The following is a 19098-nucleotide window of genomic DNA, read 5'->3' as shown; positions in this document are numbered from 1 at the left end:
ATGTGGGAAGCCATACGCGCCAACAAGCAGCGGTCCGTCCTCCTGATCGCCTCGATGGGCCTCATGCTGGCCGGAGCCGGCTATGCCCTGGGGCTCATCTGGGCGCCCGAGGCGGCTTCCCTGGGCATCGTCGCGGCCGTCGTCATCTGGATGGTCCTCTGGATGATCGCCGTGAGCGCCGGCAAGGACGTCATGCTCGGCAGCATGAAGGCCCGCCGGATCGAACACGACGACTACCCGATCCTCTTCAACATCGTTGAAGAGATGAGCGTCGCCGCCGGCCTGCCCGGAGTGCCGGACGTCTACATCGTGGACATGGACGCCCCCAACGCCTTCGCCGTGGGGACGGAGAAGAAGGCGACCGTTGCGGTCACGGCCGGGCTGCTCAGAACGCTGAACCGCGATGAACTCCAGGGCGTCATCGCGCACGAGATCGGCCATGTCAAGAACCACGACACGCGGTTCATGGTCCTGGCCGGCGTCATGATGGGGGCGATCCTCCTCCTGTCCGACGTTGCCCTGCGCAGCATGTTCTACGGCGGGGACCGACGGCGCTCGCGCGGCCGCGGCGGCGGACAGGGCCAGGCCGTCGTCATGATCATCGCGCTGGTGTTCATCATCCTGTCGCCCATCCTGGCGCGGCTGCTCTACTTCGCATGCTCCCGCCGGCGCGAGTACCTGGCCGATGCCAGCGCCGCGCGCTTCACCCGGTATCCCGAGGGGCTCGCCCGGGCGCTGGAGAAGATCGCCGGTTCGGCCCGTGCCACCGCACCGGTCAACCGGGCCGTCGCCCCCATGCTCACGGTCAACCCCCTGCGGGGCGCCGCCGCGCGCAGCCTGTTCAGCACCCATCCGCCGACGGAGAGCCGCGTGCGGATCCTGCGCGCCATGGGGTCCGGGGCCGCCTACGCGGACTACGAGGCGGCGTACGAGAAGGTCAACGGTGGCCGCATCCTCGGCGAGCGCACCGTCGCAGAGTCCCACCAGCTCGCCGCGCGCGGGCCCTCGACCGAGCACGAACCGGATGAAGTGGACCGCGCCCGCGAGACGGGCGACCTGCTCCACCGGGCGGCCGGCATGCTCTTCCTCACCTGCGCCTGCGGCCTGAAGATCAAGCTGCCGCCGGGCTTCAAGAGCCGGGAGGTCGACTGCCCACGGTGCGGCCGGAGCCTCCCCGTGCCCGTGGCGGCCGCCGCGCTGGCCGGAGCCGCCGGGCTCCGCGACGAACTGGGACGCGAACTGGCCGGGGAGCCGCAACCCTCCGAGGCCCCCGAGGCCGCCGTCACCTACCGGCCCGGCCGGTGGCAGTCGTTCCGCTGCCCGTGCGACCGCACGATCAACCTCAGCCCCAGCTTCCAGGGCTCGCACGTCGACTGCCCGTCCTGCGGAAGGTCCATCCGCGTAGACCGCGCGTGAGGATTCCCGGACGGATCACCGCAGGTTACCTCCCGTCCGGCCGTTTAACCCCTCAGAACCCGATACACGCTCGAGGTATGAACATGAACAAGACCACAACGGAAATGACCGCCGCACTGCACCTGGCCGCCGCCCAGGGCCATTCGGACTTCGTCGAGGCGCTCCTCGCCAAGGGCGCACAGGTCAACGCCTGTGCCGACGGGGGCATCGCCGCCATCCACCTGGCCGCCGAGAGCGGCAACGCTCGGGTGGTCGAGCGGCTGCTGTCCCGCGGAGCCGATCCCAGCGCACGCACCGCCAGCGGATGGACCCCGCTGCACGGCGCGTGCGCGGCCGGCCACGAGAAGATCGTCCGGCTGCTCCTGCAACACGGCGCCGACCCCGGCGCGCGCGACACCGCCGGTTCCAGCCCCGCCCACGTCGCACGCTTGCTGCACCGCGACCCGCTCGCCCGCCTGGTACAGAAGTATGCCGAATGCCCCCTCGCTGCCGCCGTCTGAGCAGCCACCCGGCCCGGCTCAGCGCGTGGCGCGCATCCGGTCCAGCATGTCGTCGGCGTTCACCTCCCGCGTCACAACGTCCGCGTGTCCCTCCGTGTCGATGAGGACGATCGTGGGGACGCCCCGCAGGTTGTACGCCTCCCGCATGCGCCGAGTCTGCTCCTCACTGAGGGCGTCCACGTCGATCTTCGCGCAGACGAAGCGGCGCGACTCGGCCACGACGCGCGGATCGACGAACGTCGTCCGGAACATGCGCAGGCAGGGCGCGCAGGTCTCGGACCAGAAGTCCAGCAGGACCGGCCGGCCCTCCGCTGCGGCCAGGGCCAGGGCCTCCTCCTCGGACTCCAGCCAGTCCACCCCCCGCTCCTGACCCGCCGGCGCCGCGCCCGGAAGCGCGCGCGTCCACACCGGCTGCACGAACGCCATGACGGCGCCCGCCAGAAGAAGCAGGCCGACCGCCTTCCGCAGACGCAGGCGCCGGCCGGCATCGGGGGCCAGGGAGTCGAACGCGCCGACGAACACGCTGCCGACGAGCAGGCCCCCCCCGAGCAGCATCTGCGCCCACAGAGCGGGCAGCAGCCGGCTCTTCATCACGAACCACACCGCGCACGCCAGCAGCAGGCCGCCGAGCGCGTGCTTCACCGTCACCATCCACTGCCCGGACTTCGGCAGCGACTGCGCCAGCCCCGCGAACGTGCCCACCAGCACCAGCGGCGTGCCCATCCCCCAGGCCATCGCGAAGAAGACCGTCCAACCCAGCAGCAGGCTGCCGCTGGTCGCCACGTAGCCCAGCGCCGCAACGATGACCGGCGCGATGCACGCCGTTGCGGCCGCCCCGGAGAGCATGCCGATGGCCAGCACGCCGGCCAGCCCGGCCTTGCCGCGCAACGCCAGTTGCAGACGCTGCAGGCGCTGCGAACTCAGGTCGATCGTGTAGACGTCGAACATGCCCCCCGCCAGCAGCACGAACGCCACGGCCAGCGCGATGCTGACCGCCGGGCCGTTCGCCACCTGCCCGAACAGGCCGCCGCCCGCCGCGGCCACCACCCCCACTGCCGAGTAGGTTATGCTGATGCCCAGCACGTAGAGGAGCGACCGCAGGAGTGCGCCCACGCGGCCTCCGGCCGACGTGGCGCCCACCACCCCGATGGTGACCGGGATCAGGGGATAGACGCACGGCGTCAGCGTGAGCCCCAGGCCGAGCAGATAGGCCAGCAGGACCACGACCAGCGGGCTGTGCCCCGCAAAGGGATCCTCGCCCGCAGCCGCAGCAACCAGCTCGGCCGCCTCCGGCGGCGAACCGGGGGGCTCCGGACCCGCCGCAGGCGCCGCGGCCGGATCCACGACGAGCGTGACCTGCAGGGCGGCCTGGTCGAAGCGGCACAGGTCGGGCCCGCACAGCGTGTAGCGGAGCGTCAGCCTCACGGGGTACTCGCCGGGTGCCGCCCCATCCGGCACGCGCAGCCCCACGCCGACCTCGAACGCGCCGTCCAGGTAGGCCACCGTCCGCTCGAGCGTCTCGTCGTACTTCTCCTTCGCCGGCGGCAGGGCCAGGCCCGTCACCGTCAACCCGTCCGGCCCATCGCCCAGAGTCGCGCGGAAGGAGTCGTGCCAGGCGTAGTAGTCCGGCGGGCAGTCGACGCGAACGGGCACCGACGTCCACGAACCGGGGCGCACGGCCGCCGGCTCCGAGGCCGTCACGGTCGCCGCATCCCGGGGGGCCGCACGCACGGGCCCGCCCGGAAGGCCCTCGACGCCGATTCCGAAGCCGGCCCCGCCGGCGGAGACGGACGCCCCCGACAGCGCAGAGGCGATCAGCACGCAGAGCAGCGTTCGCAGCACGGGCGGCATATCGGTTCCCCCACCTCTCGCACGGAGTCACCCCGGCGGCCCGGGCCCGGCCGCCGCCTCTCCCCATATTAGCAGACCGCTGCCCCGCCGGCCATTCCCCCGGCCGTGCCGGCAGCCGGACCGCCGCGGGGCGTCCCTTGGACGCGCGGCGCCGAACCTGCGACAATACGGCCGCTTCAGCGGGAGCTGCGCGTGAAGGATTCCACGGCCATCGGAGCCGCGACGTTTGCCGATCTGGAGGCGGCGTTCGTCCAATGCCTGGGGGAGACGGCGGGCCGACCGCCGGGGACGGTCTGGGTGCTCGTGCCCACCAACCTGCTGGGCCTGCACCTGAGGCGGCTGGCCGCGCACCGCCTGGGCGGCCTCGCCGGCGTGGAGTTCCTGACGCTGCAGGACGCCGCCCGGCGCCTGGCTCTGCCGGCGCTGGCCCGGCGGGGCGCACGCCCGTTGCCGGCGGGCGCCGCGGAGCTGTTCCTCAAGCGCCAACTGGACGCCGTGCCGGCCGGGTCGTACTTTCACGAGTTGTCCCGGTTTCCCAACGGCGCGTCCGCCGTCGAGAGCGCCATCCGGACCCTGGAGGAGTGTCTCTGGGCCCCCGAGGCGCTTGCACGGGCGGCGGCCGAGGGCAACCACGCCGACGACCCGGGGGCGCCGCGCCGTCTGCAGGAGCTGGCGCGCATCTGGGGTGCGCTTCGCGACTGGAAGGAGGGCGCCGGCCTGTTCGAAGAGGCCGATCTGGTGCCCCTGGCCGGGCGGGCGCCCGGCGCGCCGCCCGCCTGGCCGGGCGTCCTGTGCATCTACGGCTTCTACGACCTGAACCCCGCGCAACGGTTGCTCGTGCGGCGGCTGGCGGAGGTCGCGGAGGTCCGCCGGCTGTTCGTGCTCTGGGTCGAATGCGAGGGTGAGCCGGCGCCGGGGTACGAGTACGCTGCGCCGACGGTCTCATGGCTGTGCGACCTGCTGGGCGTGGAGCGCGTCGACTGCCTGCCGGCGCGCGGGCCGCAGGGCAACCTGCGCCGGCTGACCGAGGGCCTCTTCCAGGCGCACCCCCCGGCCTCCGACGGGCCGGAGCCGCCGGCGCCGGACGGATCGGTGCGCGTGCTCAACTGCCCGGGCGCCGAGGCCGAGGCGGCGGAGGTGGTGCGCGAGGTGCTGCGCGCGGCCGACGCCGAGGGGGGGCCGCCGCCGAGCGTCGGCGTCCTGTTGCGCGGCGGCGAAGACGTCGGCCGTCTGCTGACCGAGGCGTTCGCGTGCGCGGGAGTGCGCCACTACCAGCGCGAAGGCATCGCGCTGGACGAGACGCCGGCCGGCCGCATCGCCGCGGCCCTCCTGGACCTGGCCATGGGCGAGGCGGAGCGTGCGGACGTCGTGGACTTCCTGAGCCTGGTGGACGTCGACTGGCCGGCGGGGCTGTCCCCCAGCGCGGTGGACCGCGTGGCGCGCCAGGCCGGCGTGGTGCGCGGCCGGGTGCACTGGATGGAGCGGCTGCGCACGCGGGCGGCCGACCTGGCAGGCCGGGCGGGCGCCGGCGGCGACGACGCCGGCGGCGACGACGCGGGCGGGGACGCGTCGGGCCGCGAGTCCACGCTGTGCACCACGGCGGCGGGCTTCCTGGAGGCGCTGTTCCAGGCGATCGAGCCCCTGCGGACCGTGCGCACGTGGGCGGAGGCCGCCGGCATCATGGAGGGCCTGACAGGCCGCTATGCGCCGTCGGACGATGCGGGGACCGGGCCCGTGCGCGAGGTGATCCGGGGCATGGCCGGCCTGGACGTGGCCGGCGTGCCCGCCGACCCGGGGCGGGTCCGCGCCATGCTCCAGAGGCGGCTGGGCCGGCAGCGGCTGCGGCACGGACGCTTCCAGCACACCCCCGTTGCGGTGGCCCCCATCATGGACGCACGCGGCGTGTCATTCGACCTGGTGGTCATCCCGGCGCTCGACGAGGGCAACTTCCCCCGTTCCCCGTCGCCCCAGCCCCTGCTGACCGAATCGGACCGGGAGGCGCTCAACGAGGTGGCGGGCCGTTGCGGCTGCGGCGCACTGCCCCGGCAGCGGCGCCGTCCGGACGAGGAGCGCTGCCTCTTCCGCATCGCGGCGGCGTCCGCCCGGCGCGCGCTGGTGCTGGCGCACTCGCGGCTGGATCAGGGGGCGGGGCGCATGCGGATGCCGTCGCGGTTCCTGCTCGAGGCGTGCTCGGCCGTCGTCGGGGCGGCCGTGCCTGCATCCGAGGTGCAGGAGGGGCGCCCCTCGGGGCTCGTGCACAGGGTGTCGCGGGAGCGGCGGTTGCACGGGGGAGCCGAGCCGGCCTACGCCGTGGACGAAGTGGAGTATGACGCCGCCGTCTTCGAAGCTCCGGACGGGGCCGGGCTGCGCACCGGCTACCTGGCGGCCGTGAACAGGCACTTTGCGCGGGCCGTGGCCCTGGAACACGGGCGCTGGGGGCGGCCGCTGTTCGGGCCCTGCGACGGTCGCCTGGAGGCGCCGGACGTGCGGGCGTGCCTGCGCGAGACGCACGGTCGTTTCGCCGGCGCCGTCAGCCCCAGCCGGTTTGAGACGTACGCACGGTGTCCCTTCGAGTACTTCCTCCGCTACGTGCTCGGCGTTGAGGAGGTGGAGGCGCCGCCGGACGAACTGGAGCTGCCCGCCCTGGAGCGCGGCTCGCTTCTGCACGAGGTGCTGCGGGGCCTCTACCAGGAACGGCTGCAGGGCCGTGCCCTGGGACGCCTGAGCGATGACGACGTCGCCGCCGCCGTCGAGCACGCCCTGGAACGGATGGACGACTGCGGCCGCGTGCACGCCGAGAACCACCCGCTGACCTGGGAGGCGGAACGGGCGCGGACGGTGCGGCGGCTTCGCCGGATGCTGCGGCATGAGCGCAGTGCGCACGCGGAGGCGACCCCGGTGCGGTTCGAGTGCGACTTCGGCATGGGCGGCGAGCCGGGCTACACGCTGAGCCTGGGCGGCGGTGGAGACGTCGCCTTCCGCGGGCGCATCGACCGGATCGACGCCCTGCCGGACGGGGCCATCGCCATCGTGGACTACAAGACGGGGAAGGGGGCCGCCCTGAAGGGCCGCGACCTGGCCGGCGGCACGCAACTGCAGTTGCCCATCTACCTTCTGGCGGCCTGCCGGATGATGGATGTGACGGACGGCAGCGCCCGCTATCTCCTGGTGGACGTGCCGAAGGACGTGCCGCAGTTCACGCGGCGCGAACTGGAGGAGCGGCTGGAGGACTTCCGGCGTGTGGTCGGCGGCATCCTGCAGGGGATCGCGGCGGGCGACTTCTGCCCGCTGCCGGCGCAGTCGGCCGGCAGCCACTGCGAACGGTACTGCTCGTTCCGCGCGGTCTGCGGGGCCGCCCGGGGCTTCCTGGCGCAGATGAAGGCGGCCGACCCGGCAGCTCAGCGTCTGCAGGACCTGCGAGCCGACCACTGACCCATGGAACGCGAACTGGCCGTCTGCGAGGTCTTCCGGAGCATTCAGGGGGAGACCACGCGCGCCGGCCTGCCCTGCACCTTCGTCCGCACGGCGGGCTGCAACCTGCACTGCGCGTGGTGCGACACGGAGTATGCGCGCACCGGCCCCGGCGAGCCGACGCCCCTTGCCCGGGTGCGGGACGCCGTGCTGGCCCTCGGCACGCGGCTGGTGTGCATCACGGGGGGCGAGCCGCTTCTGCAGGCGGAGGCGGTCGGGGCGCTCTCGACGGCGCTTCTGGCGGCCGGCCGGACCGTCCTGCTGGAGACGAACGGTTCGCTGGACATGTCGGCCGTGCCCGCCGGCGTGGTGCGCATCATGGACGTCAAGTGCCCCGGCAGCGGCGAATGCGGCACGACGCGGGCCGACAACGTGGCCGCCCTGCGTGCGGTGGACGAGGCGAAGTTCGTGCTGGCGGACCGGGCGGACTTCGACTGGGCCGTGGACTTCGTGCGCGGGCACGGACTGGAGCACGGCCCGCAGGTCCTGTTCTCGGCCGTGCAGGGGCGGCTGGAGCCGCGCGACCTGGCTGCGTGGATCCTGAAAGCCGGCCTGGAGGTGCGGCTGCAGGTGCAACTCCACAAGCTGCTCTGGCCCGGTCGCGACCGGGGCGTCTGATCCGCGGCGGACGTTGCTGCCGCCCCGGCCGGCCGATATCATCCCCTGGCGGCTCGGAGCCCGATTGAGCGAAGGAGACGACATGGCGGAGCGGAAGACCAGGCTGGGCATCGTCGGATGCGGCAACATCAGCGGCATCTACATGCAGAACGCGCAGCAGCTCTTCGAGGCCATCGAGGTGGTCGCGTGCGCGGACATCATCCCGGAGCGGTCCGCGGCGAGGGCCGAGGAGTTCGGCGTGCCGCGCGTCTGCACGGCCGAGGAACTGGTGGCGGACCCGGACGTGGACATCGTCGTGAACCTGACGACACCCGCGACGCACGTGCCGGTCCAGATGGCCGCCATCGACGCGGGCAAGCACGTCTACACGGAGAAGCCCCAGGCGACGACCCGTGAGGACGGGGCGCGCGTGGTTGCCGCCGCGCGGGAGGCCGGCGTGCGCGTGGGCTGCGCGCCGGACACGTTCCTCGGCGCCGGCATCCAGACGTGCCGCAAGCTGATCGACGAGGGCCGCATCGGCCGCCCCGTCGCCGCCATCGCCTTCATGATGAACCACGGGCACGAGAGCTGGCACCCCGACCCGGACTTCTACTACCAACCCGGCGGCGGTCCCATGTTCGACATGGGCCCCTACTACTTGACCGCCCTCGTCAACCTGATCGGCCCGGTCCGCCGGGTGACGAGTTCGACGCAGATCTCCTTCCCCGAGCGCACGATCGGCAGCGAGCCGCACCGCGGCGAGATCATCAGGGTCAACACGCCGACGCACATCGCCGGCTCGATCGACTTCGAGTGCGGCGCCGTGGGCACGATCATCACGAGCTTCGACGTCTACGCGGCACGCGTGCCGCGCATCCAGGTGTTCGGCTCCGAGGGCACGCTCACGGTGCCCGATCCCAACGGGTTCGGCGGCCCGGTCGGCCTCTGGCGTCCGGACGCGGAGGATTGGCAGGACGTGCCGCTCACGCACACCTACGACGAGAACAGCCGCGGCCTCGGTGTGGCCGACATGGCCGCCGCTATCCGTTCGGGCCGCGCCCACCGGGCCAACGGTGACCTGGCCTTCCACGTGCTGGACGTCATGCAGGCATTCCTGGAGGCCTCCGAGACCGGCCGGCACGTCGAGATCGAGAGCACGTGCGAGCGCCCGGCGCCGCTGCCCACAGGCCTTCGGCCGGGCACGCTGGACGATTGAGGGGCTCCCACTCATGCCCCGCCGTTCTGCGCCGTTAGCGTCCCGGGGCGTCTCGCCCCGCGGGTCGATGGCACCGAACCGGCCGGGACTGGTGTTCGGCCTCTCGGGCGCCGGCGGGGACGGCACGCGCCCCTTGTGGAGCGCCGGCCGCCGTTGTATCCTCCGCGGCTCGCGGCTATGATTCTGCGCTGGGCTCTGTTTGAGAATTCGTCGTCGGCCGGAGCCAGAGGAATTCTCAGACAAAGCCGAATCCGGTGTGCGACTCACGGAAGGAGACGTTATGGCAGGGCGGAAGACGAGGCTGGGAATCGTCGGGTGCGGCAACATCAGCGGCATCTACCTGAAGAACGCGCAGCAGCTCTTCGAGAACCTCGAAGTCGTCGCGTGCGCGGACATCATCCCGGAGCGGTCCGCGGCGAGGGCCGAGGAGTTCGGCGTGCCGCGCGTCTGCACGACCGAGGATCTGATGGCCGATCCGGACGTGGACATCGTCGTGAACCTGACGCCCCCGGCCGTGCACGCCGAGATCGAGCTGGCCGCCGTGGCGGCCGCCAAGCACGTGCACACCGAGAAGCCTCTGGCGACCTCGCGCGAGGACGGCGCGCGCGTGGTGGCCGCCGCCCGGGAGGCCGGCGTGCGCGTGGGCTGCGCGCCGGACACGTTCCTCGGCGCCGGCATCCAGACCTGCCGCAAGGTCATCGAGGACGGGCGCATCGGCCGGCCGGTTGCCGCCGTCGCGTTCATGATGGGCCGCGGGATGGAGAACTGGCACCCGGACCCGAACTTCTTCTACCAGCCGGGCGCCGGCCCCATGTTCGACATGGGCCCCTACTACCTGACCGCCCTGGTCAACCTGGTCGGCCCGATCCGGCGCGTGACGGGCATGGCGCAGATATCCTTCCCCGAGCGCGTGATCGGCAGCGAACCGCACCGCGGCGAGATCATCAAGGTCAACACGCCGACGCACATCGCCGGCTCGATCGACTTCGAGTGCGGCGCCGTGGGCACGATCATCACGAGCTTCGACGTCTACGCGGCACGCGTGCCACGCATCCAGGTGTTCGGCACCGAGGGAACGCTCAGCGTGCCGGACCCGAACACCTTCGGCGGCACGGTCAGCCTCTGGCGCCCGGACGCCGGGGACTGGGAAGAGATCCCGCACACGCACAGCAACGACGAGAACAGCCGCGGCCTCGGCGTGGCCGACCTGGCCAACGCGATCCGGTCGGGGCGCCCGCACCGGGCCAACGGCGACATGGCCTTCCACGTGCTCGACGCCATGCAGGCATTCCTGGAGTCGGCGAAGACGGGCCGCCACGTGGAACTCGGGAGCACGTGCGAACGTCCCGCGCCGCTCCCGACGGGCCTTCGGCCGGGGACGCTCGACGAGTGAGGTGCGGCCCGGCAAAGGCCGCATGAACCGGTAGATGCGGGACGAGCCGATGGAGCAGTCACTGACCGTGCTGGCGCTGGCCCTGTTCGGGGCTGCGGCCGTGGCCTTCACCCGGCAGCGCCGCGTCGTGATGGCGATCTGCGGCGGGCTGTTCGTGCCCGTGGCGACCGCGGCGACGCTGGCCGTCTGGTGGGCGCTGAGCATCCCCGTCGCCGTGGCGCTGCTGGCCGTCTTCCTGGCGCTTCCCGCTGCCATGGCGGTGGTGTTCCTCATCGACCTGGTCTGGGCGCCGTTCGCACTGGAGATGACCTACGCGGCGATGCTCTGCTGGGTGCTCTGGCCGCTGCTGCTCGCGGCCGACTTTGCCGGCCTGCTGATTGCGCCCCTCCCGGCCTGAGCGCGGCCGCGCCCGGTTGCCGGACGGACCTTCGCCCGTGCGGGGAAGGTGCGCAGGCGGGTCGCCGCTGCCGGACTTGAGTCGCCGCGTCGCGATCTGGTATAGTGGCGCCCTTTGAGCGCGTCGACCGAGCCCCCCCGAGGAGTCCCCGCGATGCCCGAACGCAGCCTGCCCGGCGAGTTCACCAAGGGCGTGTTCGAGCAGAACGCCGTCTTCGTTCTGGCCGTCGGCCTCTGCCCCACCCTGGCCGTTACGACGTCGCTTCAGAACGCCGTCGCCATGGGCGTGGCCGTCATCTTCGTGCTCGTCTGCGCCAATGCGATGGTGGCCCTGCTGCGGCACGTCATCCCGCCGGAGGTGCGGATCCCGTGCTTCATCGTCATCATCGGCTCGTTCGTGACGATGGTCGAGATCGTCTTCAAGGGCAAGCTGCCTCCGGAGCTGAACGCCAGCCTGGGCATCTTCATCCCGCTGATCGTCGTCAACTGCATCATCCTCTACCGGGCGGAGTCCTTTGCCTACAAGAACGGGGTGCTGCGCTCGGTGCTGGACGGCCTGGGCATCGGGCTGGGGTACACGCTGGCGCTGTGCCTGGTGGCGGGCATCCGCGAGGTGCTCGGCAGCGGCACGATCTGGGGTTACCCCTGGCTGCCGACCTCGTGGGCCGTGCGCTACGTGCCGGCCAGCATCCTGATCCAGGCGCCGGGCGCATTCCTGGTGCTGGGGCTCCTGCTGGGGTTCTTCAACTGGCTGCGCATGAGGCGTTCCTCCGCATAGGGCAGACGACATGGACATCGGGCAGTTCTTCAGCATCGCGTTCTCGGCCATCTTCGTCAGCAACTTCTTGCTGGCGCGCTTCCTGGGGCTGTGTCCGTTCATCGGCGTGACGCAGAAGACGGAGAGCGCCGTCGGCATGGGGGCGGCCGTCACGTTCGTGATGTTCCTGGCCAGCTTCGTCACGTTCCTGCTCTACAGACTCCTGCTGCTCCCGTCCGGCCTGGCGCTGGCGCTCAAGACACCGATGTTCATCCTCGTCATCGCGGCGCTGGTACAGCTCCTGGAGCTGTTTATGCGCGCGCGGTTGCCGTCGCTCTACCAGGCGCTGGGCATCTACCTGCCGCTGATTACCACGAACTGCGCCGTCATGGGCGTGGCGCTGCTGAACACGTCGGACGCGCCGGAGGAGTTCGCCGCGATGACCGTCGGCGCCGGCCTGCTGGCGGCCTCCTGGCGCGGCATCTGTGCCGGCCTGGGGTTCACGCTCGCCATGCTGCTCATGAGCGGCGTGCGGGAGCGCCTGGCGCGCGTGGACGTGCCGGCGCCCCTGCGCGGCATGCCCATCGCCTTCATCTGCACCGGCATGATGGCCATGGCGTTCCTCGGGTTCGCCGGAATGGTGTGAATGGGGGCCGCCGCGGCCCCGGCTCTTTGGGGACCTGCCGATGCCGTCCCGCGTCTGGCTGCTGCCGGCCGTTCTGCTCGCCTTCGTGCTCCCCGCCCGTGCCCGTGCCGATACCGTGGCGCTCGTCAACGGTCAGGCGCTCTCGCGGCGGGAGTTCGGGCTTGCGCTCGTGCGCTCCCTCGGCCCGAGCGCCATCGAGACCTACCTCGACTGGACGCTGATCGAGCAGGAGGCCGAGCGCCGGGGCATCCGGGTGACCGAGGAGGATCTGGCGGCGCGGCACGAACTCGACGTCCACCTGCGCATGCAGGCCGTGATCGATAACGCCCGCCTGAGCCCGCAGGAGTTCAGCGAGTCGGCCCGGCGACGCGGGTGGGAGCCGGCCGCGCTGCGCGACGAGCTGGCGCGCACGATCTCTCCCAACGCGCTGCGTGCGCGGCATCTGGCCGAAAGGATCCTCGAGCCCGGCCTGGACCTGAGCGAGGCCGCACTTCGCCGGCGGTACGAGTGGACGCGGGGCGCGCGCCGCTGCGCCGCGCACATCGTCGTGTCGACGCAGCGGCAGGCGGAGGAGCTGCTGCGCGTCCTGCAGGAGAGGCCGGAGTTCTGGACCGAAGCCGTCATCCGCTACAGCCTGGACCGGCCCGGCGTCGCGCACAACGGGCGCATCCGGCCCGTGCCCGTCACGTCCCGGCTCGGCCGGGCGCTGGCGGAGGTGCCCGAGGGCGGGCTGACGCTGTTCGAGGAGGCCGGCCAGTGGCACGTGGTGAGGGCGCTCGGCATGGTTTCGGCGGCGGCGGAGCCGTTCGAGGACGTCGCGGACCTCCTGCAGGCCGAGGCCGTCGTCCTGCAGTCCGACGGGGCCTATGAACGTCTCCTGGCCGATCTGCACGCGCGGGCCGTGATCATCCTCAACCTGTCGGCCGATCCGGCGCGGCCCGCCCCTCTGGGGACGGATGCCGCGGCGTTCGTCAACGGGCGAGCGGTCGCCCGCGACGACTTCGCCGAGGTGCTCGTCCAGGAGTACGGGCGCTCGATGCTCGAACCCTACCTGGAGCGGACGCTGATCTTCCAGGAAGCGGAGCGGCGGGGACTGAGCGTGCCGGACGAGGTCTACCGGACGCGGCTGGACCGGATCGCCGAGCAGCTCCAGGCGAACCAGGCCGCACAGGGCGGCGGGGACGGCGACGCGCTGGAGCGCCGGCTGCTGCGCTCGGGCCTGACGCCGGAGGAGTTCCGGGCCGAACTCGTGAACCGCCTGGTGGATCCCGCCGACGTGCGCGCCACACTGCTGGCGGAGATGATGGTCGACGGCGAGGCGGCCGTCTCGGAGGCCGAGATCCTGGCCGCGCACCGGGAACTGCACGGGGAGCGCATCGTGGTGAAGGAGCTGACGGCGGAGAACGCGATCCGGGCCGAGCAGATGTATCGCAAGCTGGCGATGGGCATCGAGCCGGACCTGGTGGCGCGCACCGAGATGGTCGGCCCGGGGCTCTGGATGGAGGGGGCCCCGGAGGTCGTCGTGAGGCCCGAACACCCGTACTGGCCGCACGCGCAGGGGCTGGGGCGGGGCGAGGTGAGCGGTATCTTTAAAGAGGGGGGGCGGTATCGTATAATACAACTCCTTGATCGTACTTCCCCCGCCGAGGCGCCGCCCCTGGAGTCCGTGCGCTCGTCTCTGGAACGGGAACTGCGGCTGCGCAAGGCGCGTGCGCGCAGCCGCGCCCTGCTGATCAAGCTCAAGGCCGAGGCAGAGATCAGAGTCACGCTGGATTGAGGCAGCCATGAAGGCGAAGCTGGCGAAGCGGATTGCGGACCTGCCCGAATACGTGTTCGGCAGGCTGAATGCGACGAAGCTCGCGCGTCGTCGCGAGGGCATCGACATCATCGACCTGGGCATGGGCAACCCGAGCGACCCCACCCCGGAACCTATCGTCGAGAAGCTGATCGAGGTCGCCCGGCAGCCCCGGAACCACCGATACAGCGTCAGTGCGGACGGCATCGCCAACCTGAAACGCTCGGTGGCCGCCTTCTACGACCGCGAGTACGGCGTCGAACTCGACCCGGAGACGGAGGTCATCTGCACCATCGGCAGCAAGGAAGGCATATCGCACCTGAGCCTTGCGCTCGTGGACCACGGCGACACCGTGATCGTGCCGGTGCCCGCCTTCCCGCCGCACCTCTACAGCGTGGCGTTCGCCGGCGGCAGGTTCGTGAACGTCCCCGTGGGCGACACGCCCGAGTTCTTCGACCGGCTGGACGACCTGGTGCCGACCATCGAGCCGAAGCCCAAGATGCTGATCCTGAACTTTCCGCACAACCCCACCGCGCTGACCGTGGAGCCGCCGTACTTCGAGCGCGCCGTGGAGTTCGGCCGCCGGCACGACATCGTCATCATGCACGACTTCGCCTACAGCCACGTCACGTTCGACGGCTATCGCGCGCCCAGCCTGCTCCAGGCGCCCGGGGCGAAGGACGTGGGCGTCGAGTTCTCCACCCTGTCCAAGAGCTTCAACATGGCGGGCTGGCGCGTGGGCTTCTGCGTGGGGAACCGCGACATCGTCCAGGCCCTGGCGCGCGTGAAGGGCTACTACGACTACGGCCTGTTCATGCCCGTGCAGATCGCGGCGATCATCGCGCTGCGCGACTGCGCCGACCACGTGGCGAGGCAGGCGGCCATCTACCAGGAACGGCGCGACGTGCTCTGTCGTGGTCTGGCCCAGTACGGGTGGGACGTGCCGAGCCCCCGCGGCAGCATGTTCGTCTGGGCCCCGCTGCCCGAGCCGCTCCGCGCCATGGGCTCGGTCGAGTTCTGCACGATGCTGCTGAACGAGGCCAACGTGGCCATCGCCCCGGGATCGGCCTTCGGCGCGGCCGGCGACGGGTTCGTGCGCATGGCCATCGTCGAGAAGAAGCAGCGCCTTCAGCAGGCCGTGCGCCAGATCGGCCGCGCCCTCCGCGCCCATTGCCCGACACCCTGAAGACCCCTGCGTCCCCAATGGCTACAGACACCAAAACACGCACGTTCCCCCGGGGCGGGGTGCACCCCGCCGATGGCAAGGCCCGCACAAGCGGAATGCCTTTGGCGGCCTCCGATCCCCCCGCCGAAGTCGCCGTCCTGATGGCCCAGCACATCGGCGCGCCCGCCGCACCCGTGGTGGACAAGAAGGACAGGGTGCGCAAGGGGCAGATCGTCGGCCAGGCCCGGGGCTTTGTCAGCGCCAACGCCCACGCGCCCGTCAGCGGGACCGTTCGGGCGGTTGAGAACCGCATCTTCTCGGTCACGGGCGCCCGCGTCCCGGCCGTCATCATCGAGAGCGACGGCGAGGAGCGGTGGGCCGACGGCCTGAACGAGCCGCAGGACGTCGAGGCCATGGACGCGAAGCGGATGGTTGAACTGGTGCAGGAGTGCGGCATCGTGGGCCTGGGCGGCGCCACGTTCCCTGCGCACGTCAAGCTCAGCCCGCCGCCCGACATGCCCGTTACGGACGTGTTCATCAACGGCACCGAATGCGAGCCGTTCGTCACCGTCGACCACCGGCTGATGATCGAGCGCACCGAGGACATCATCGACGGGCTGCGCCTGATCATGCGCATCGTCGGTGCTTCGAACGGCTACGTGGGAATCGAACTCAACAAGCCGGACGCCGTCGAGGCGTTCGAACGGGCTCTTGCGGGCGACCCGGACTTGCGCGTCGTCCCCCTCCGGGTGAAATACCCGCAGGGCGCCGAGCAGCAGCTCATCACGGCCGTCACGGGCCGGGAAGTGCCCAGCCAGGGCGGCCTGCCGGGCGACGTCGGCTGCCTCGTGCACAACGTTGCCACGGCCATCGCCATCCGCGACGCGGTGCGCTTCCGGCGGCCCCTGATCGAACGCCCGGTGACCGTGACGGGCGACGGCGTCGAGAACGCCGGGAACTTCATCGAGCGCATCGGCACGAACGTCGGCGACATCGTGTGCCGGCAGGGCCTGCGGGAGGACGCCAACCAGGTCATCCTGGGCGGCCCCATGATGGGCCTCGCCCAGGGCACGCTCGACGTGCCACTGATCAAGGGCAACGGCTGCATCCTGGTGCGCCGCGCCGTCTCCGTGCCGCCGCAGCGCGACTGCATCCGGTGCGGGCGCTGCGTGCAGCACTGTCCGCTGGGCCTGATGCCGGGCGAGATGAGCATCGCCATGGAGCGGCACGACTGGGACGCCGCCGTCGAGTACGGGATGCTCGAGTGCAAGGAGTGCGGCTGCTGCGCCTACGTCTGCCCGGCGGGGCGGCGGATCGTCCACATGGTCAAGTTCGGCAAGGCCGAACTCCGCCGCCGCAAGCAGCAGCAGGCCAGGAAGAGCTGAGCGGACGCGCCCCCGCATGTGCAAAGGATAGCCATGGAATCGCAGCTTGTGGTCAGTTCGTCCCCGCACGTGCGGCACCCCGACTCCGTCGAGCGGATCATGTGGACGGTGGTCGCCGCGCTTCTGCCGGCCGTCGCCGTGAGCCTCTACGCCTTCGGGCCGGCCGCGCTGAAGGTCTACGTCCTGAGCATCGTCGCCTGCGAGGTGGCCGAGCTGGCCTGCCTGCGCATCCGCGGCAGGCCGCTCTCGCACGCGGCCGATGGCAGCGCGCTCATCACGGGCCTGCTGCTGGCCATGGTGCTGCCGGCCGGCGTGGGCGCGTACGTGCCCCTGGTCGGCGGAGCGTTCGCGATCGCCATCGCCAAGCACACGTTCGGCGGACTCGGCAACAACGTGTGGAACCCCGCCCTGGTCGGGCGCATCTTCCTGCAGTTCGCGTATCCCACGCAGATCAGCCTGGCCTCCTGGCCGGTCCCGCGCGCCCTGTGGGGGCGTGCGGCGGCCGACGCGGTCACGGCAGCCTCCCCGCTGGCCGGGGAGACGGCCGGCCGGGCGTGGTCGTACCTCGACCTCCTGGCCGGCAACGGCGTCCCCGGCTGCATCGGCGAGACGTGCAAGGCGGCCCTGATCGTCGGCGGCCTGTTCCTGATCGCCCGCCGGATCATCGACTGGCGCATCCCCGTCTGCTACATCGGCACGGTGTTCGCCCTCACCTGGCTGCTGCCGGCCGGGCAGGACGCCCCCGCGTGGGCCCGCGACCCGCTCTATCATGTGTTGAGCGGCGGGCTCGTCCTCGGGGCGTTCTTCATGGCGACCGACCTGGTCACAACGCCCGTCACTCCGGCCGGCCGGGCGATCTTCGCCGTCGGCTGCGGGCTGCTTGTCTCTCTGATCCGCCGCTACGGCGGCTATCCCGAAGGCGTCGCCTACTCGATCGTGCTCATGAACACGGCGACGCCGCTGATCGACCGCTGGGTCCGCCCGCGGGTGTACGGCTCGCGGACCCCGAAAGCCTCTCCGAGGGGAACATGACTGAGGATCTGCAGGCGAGGCCCGGATCGCGCCGGCCGCCCACCGCCGTCATCGTGCTCGCCGCTATCTGCCTGGTCAGCGGGCTCGGCGTCGCCGCGCTCTACCAGGCCATGAAATCCGACATCGAAGAGAACATGGCCAGGGCGTTCCGGCAGGCGCTGCAGGCCGTTCTGGGCGAAGCGGACGAGTACGGCACGGTGGGCGCCTACGCGCAGGACGTCGCCGACGAGGACAAAGTATACGTCTGCCGCGACGACGGGCGGACCCTCTACGCCGCTAGGGGCGAGGCCAAGGGCTACCAGAGTACCGTCGAGGTCATCGTGTCCGTGCGTGCCGACTCGCCGAACGGTGCGCTGGCCGCCGACCCCGTCATCCACGCCATGGCCGTGTTCGAGAGTGGTGAGACTCCGGGCCTGGGCGAGAACATCCGGGCCGTCGAGAAGGACGTGTCCGTCTGGGGCGCGCTCGCCGGGGCGAGACCGGCGGAGCGGCGTCCATGGTTCCAGGACCAGTTCTCCGGCAAGCGGCTCAGCGATCTGGTCGTGGAGACGCGGAAGGACACCGACCGGATCGCGGCCGTGACGGGCGCCACGAGGACCAGCGAGGCGACCACGCTGGCCGTCCGCAATGCCGTGGGACGTATCATCGAACGCACGGCGGAGGTCTACGGCCGATGAGCGACCAGGAAGTGCCGGCCGAACATCCCGTGCAGGAACCCGCCGCGGACGACCAGCCCGAGGAGCCGGAAGCCGCCGAGCCGGCCCAAGGCCCCGAGGCGGACGAGGACGGGGAGCCGCTCGATCCGACTGATTCGACCGATTCGACTGATCTGTCCGAACTGAAGGCGATCGTTGAAGCGCTGCTCTTCAGCACGGACCGTCCCGTGAGCGTCCGGCGGCTGAGCGAGGCCGCCGGGACGGCCGACGGCCGGCAGGTGCGCGCGGCCCTGAAGGAACTCAAGCGCCAGTACGACGAGGGCGGACACGCCTTCTCGCTGGAAGAGATCGCCGGCGGCTTCCAGATGCTCACGCGCCCCGAATACGCCCCCTGGATCGGCCGCCTGAACACCCAGCAGCGCCAGGAGACCCTCAGCAAGGCCGCCCTGGAGACGCTCGCCGTCGTCGCCTACCGCCAGCCGATCACGCGCGCCGAGGTCGACGATATCCGCGGCGTGCAGGCCGGTTCGATCCTGCGGGCCCTCGCCGGCCGGCGGCTCATCAAGGTGGTCGGCCGCAGCGAGGAGCTGGGCCGCCCCCTCCTCTACGGCACGACGAAGCACTTCCTGGAGGTCTTCGGCCTCCGCTCGATCAAGGACCTGCCCAAGCGGGCCGACTTCGACCGGCTCGCCGCGAACCGGCCGGGCTCTGCGCCGTCCGTCGACAAGGCCGGGGTCGACACTCCGACCGCTCCCGAGCCGACGGCGTCGGCCGAGGAGGCCCCCCGGGCGGACGACGAACCCGACGCGACGGCCCCGTGAC

Annotated in this window: 16 protein-coding genes; 15 read left to right on the top strand and 1 reads right to left on the bottom strand. The window is 71.6% G+C overall.

The features are described 5' to 3' along the window. Positions 1–1416 carry a M48 family metallopeptidase gene (locus GXY85_03880; GenBank protein NLW49968.1) on the top strand — a complete coding sequence of 472 codons (1416 nt, stop codon included), beginning with the start codon at positions 1–3 and terminating at the stop codon, positions 1414–1416. Positions 1417–1499: 83 nt separating this feature from the next. Then, the gene (locus GXY85_03875) at positions 1500–1916 is read left to right on the top strand and encodes a hypothetical protein (protein ID NLW49967.1); all 417 of its coding nucleotides are present in this window, start codon (positions 1500–1502) and stop codon (positions 1914–1916) included. An 18-nt stretch (positions 1917–1934) separates the two neighbouring features. Here the strand turns inward: GXY85_03875 and GXY85_03870 are convergent, their stop codons facing one another. Further along, the gene (locus GXY85_03870) at positions 1935–3767 is read right to left on the bottom strand and encodes a thioredoxin fold domain-containing protein (protein NLW49966.1); all 1833 of its coding nucleotides are present in this window, start codon (positions 3765–3767) and stop codon (positions 1935–1937) included. Positions 3768–3959: 192 nt separating this feature from the next. Here GXY85_03870 and GXY85_03865 point away from each other — a divergent pair, with 192 nt between their 5' ends. The 13 genes from GXY85_03865 to scpB all read left to right on the top strand — a co-directional run bounded on the left by GXY85_03865 (position 3960) and on the right by scpB (position 19097). Then, positions 3960–7199 (top strand): PD-(D/E)XK nuclease family protein, encoded by a 3240-nt coding sequence (locus tag GXY85_03865; protein ID NLW49965.1) that lies wholly within the window; start codon positions 3960–3962, stop codon positions 7197–7199. 3 nt (positions 7200–7202) lie between these two features. Beyond that, positions 7203–7856 (top strand): radical SAM protein, encoded by a 654-nt coding sequence (locus tag GXY85_03860; GenBank protein NLW49964.1) that lies wholly within the window; start codon positions 7203–7205, stop codon positions 7854–7856. Positions 7857–7938: 82 nt separating this feature from the next. Further along, positions 7939–9051 carry a Gfo/Idh/MocA family oxidoreductase gene (locus GXY85_03855; GenBank protein NLW49963.1) on the top strand — a complete coding sequence of 371 codons (1113 nt, stop codon included), beginning with the start codon at positions 7939–7941 and terminating at the stop codon, positions 9049–9051. A gap of 280 nt (positions 9052–9331) precedes the next feature. After that, a complete protein-coding gene (locus GXY85_03850) occupies positions 9332–10444 on the top strand; it encodes a Gfo/Idh/MocA family oxidoreductase (protein NLW49962.1) in 1113 nt (370 codons plus the stop codon). A gap of 49 nt (positions 10445–10493) precedes the next feature. Beyond that, positions 10494–10841 carry a hypothetical protein gene (locus GXY85_03845; protein ID NLW49961.1) on the top strand — a complete coding sequence of 116 codons (348 nt, stop codon included), beginning with the start codon at positions 10494–10496 and terminating at the stop codon, positions 10839–10841. 153 nt (positions 10842–10994) lie between these two features. After that, a complete protein-coding gene (gene rsxE / locus GXY85_03840; GenBank protein ID NLW49960.1) occupies positions 10995–11618 on the top strand; it encodes an electron transport complex subunit RsxE in 624 nt (207 codons plus the stop codon). Between the two features lie 10 nt (positions 11619–11628). After that, positions 11629–12243, top strand: a complete 615-nt coding sequence (locus tag GXY85_03835) for an electron transport complex subunit RsxA (GenBank protein NLW49959.1) — start codon at positions 11629–11631, stop codon at positions 12241–12243. 40 nt (positions 12244–12283) lie between these two features. Next, entirely contained in the window at positions 12284–14020 is a 1737-nt protein-coding gene (locus GXY85_03830) for a hypothetical protein (protein ID NLW49958.1), read from the top strand. A gap of 7 nt (positions 14021–14027) precedes the next feature. Next, positions 14028–15224 carry an aminotransferase class I/II-fold pyridoxal phosphate-dependent enzyme gene (locus GXY85_03825; protein ID NLW49957.1) on the top strand — a complete coding sequence of 399 codons (1197 nt, stop codon included), beginning with the start codon at positions 14028–14030 and terminating at the stop codon, positions 15222–15224. A 17-nt stretch (positions 15225–15241) separates the two neighbouring features. Then, complete coding sequence (rsxC, locus tag GXY85_03820; protein NLW49956.1) at positions 15242–16588, top strand: electron transport complex subunit RsxC; 1347 nt, start codon at positions 15242–15244, stop codon at positions 16586–16588. A gap of 33 nt (positions 16589–16621) precedes the next feature. Next, a complete protein-coding gene (locus GXY85_03815; GenBank protein NLW49955.1) occupies positions 16622–17620 on the top strand; it encodes an RnfABCDGE type electron transport complex subunit D in 999 nt (332 codons plus the stop codon). Next, on the top strand, positions 17617–18297 hold the full coding sequence (locus GXY85_03810) for an FMN-binding protein (protein ID NLW49954.1): 681 nt from the start codon (positions 17617–17619) through the stop codon (positions 18295–18297). Before GXY85_03815 ends, GXY85_03810 begins: the two co-directional genes overlap by 4 nt. Then, positions 18294–19097 (top strand): SMC-Scp complex subunit ScpB, encoded by an 804-nt coding sequence (gene scpB / locus GXY85_03805; protein ID NLW49953.1) that lies wholly within the window; start codon positions 18294–18296, stop codon positions 19095–19097. Before GXY85_03810 ends, scpB begins: the two co-directional genes overlap by 4 nt. Position 19098 lies beyond the last annotated feature (1 nt).

The sequence above is a fragment of the Candidatus Brocadiaceae bacterium genome (assembly GCA_012728835.1).
Taxonomy (GTDB): Bacteria; Planctomycetota; Brocadiia; order SM23-32; family SM23-32; genus JAAYEJ01.
This window is presented reverse-complemented; position numbering and strand designations above follow the sequence as displayed.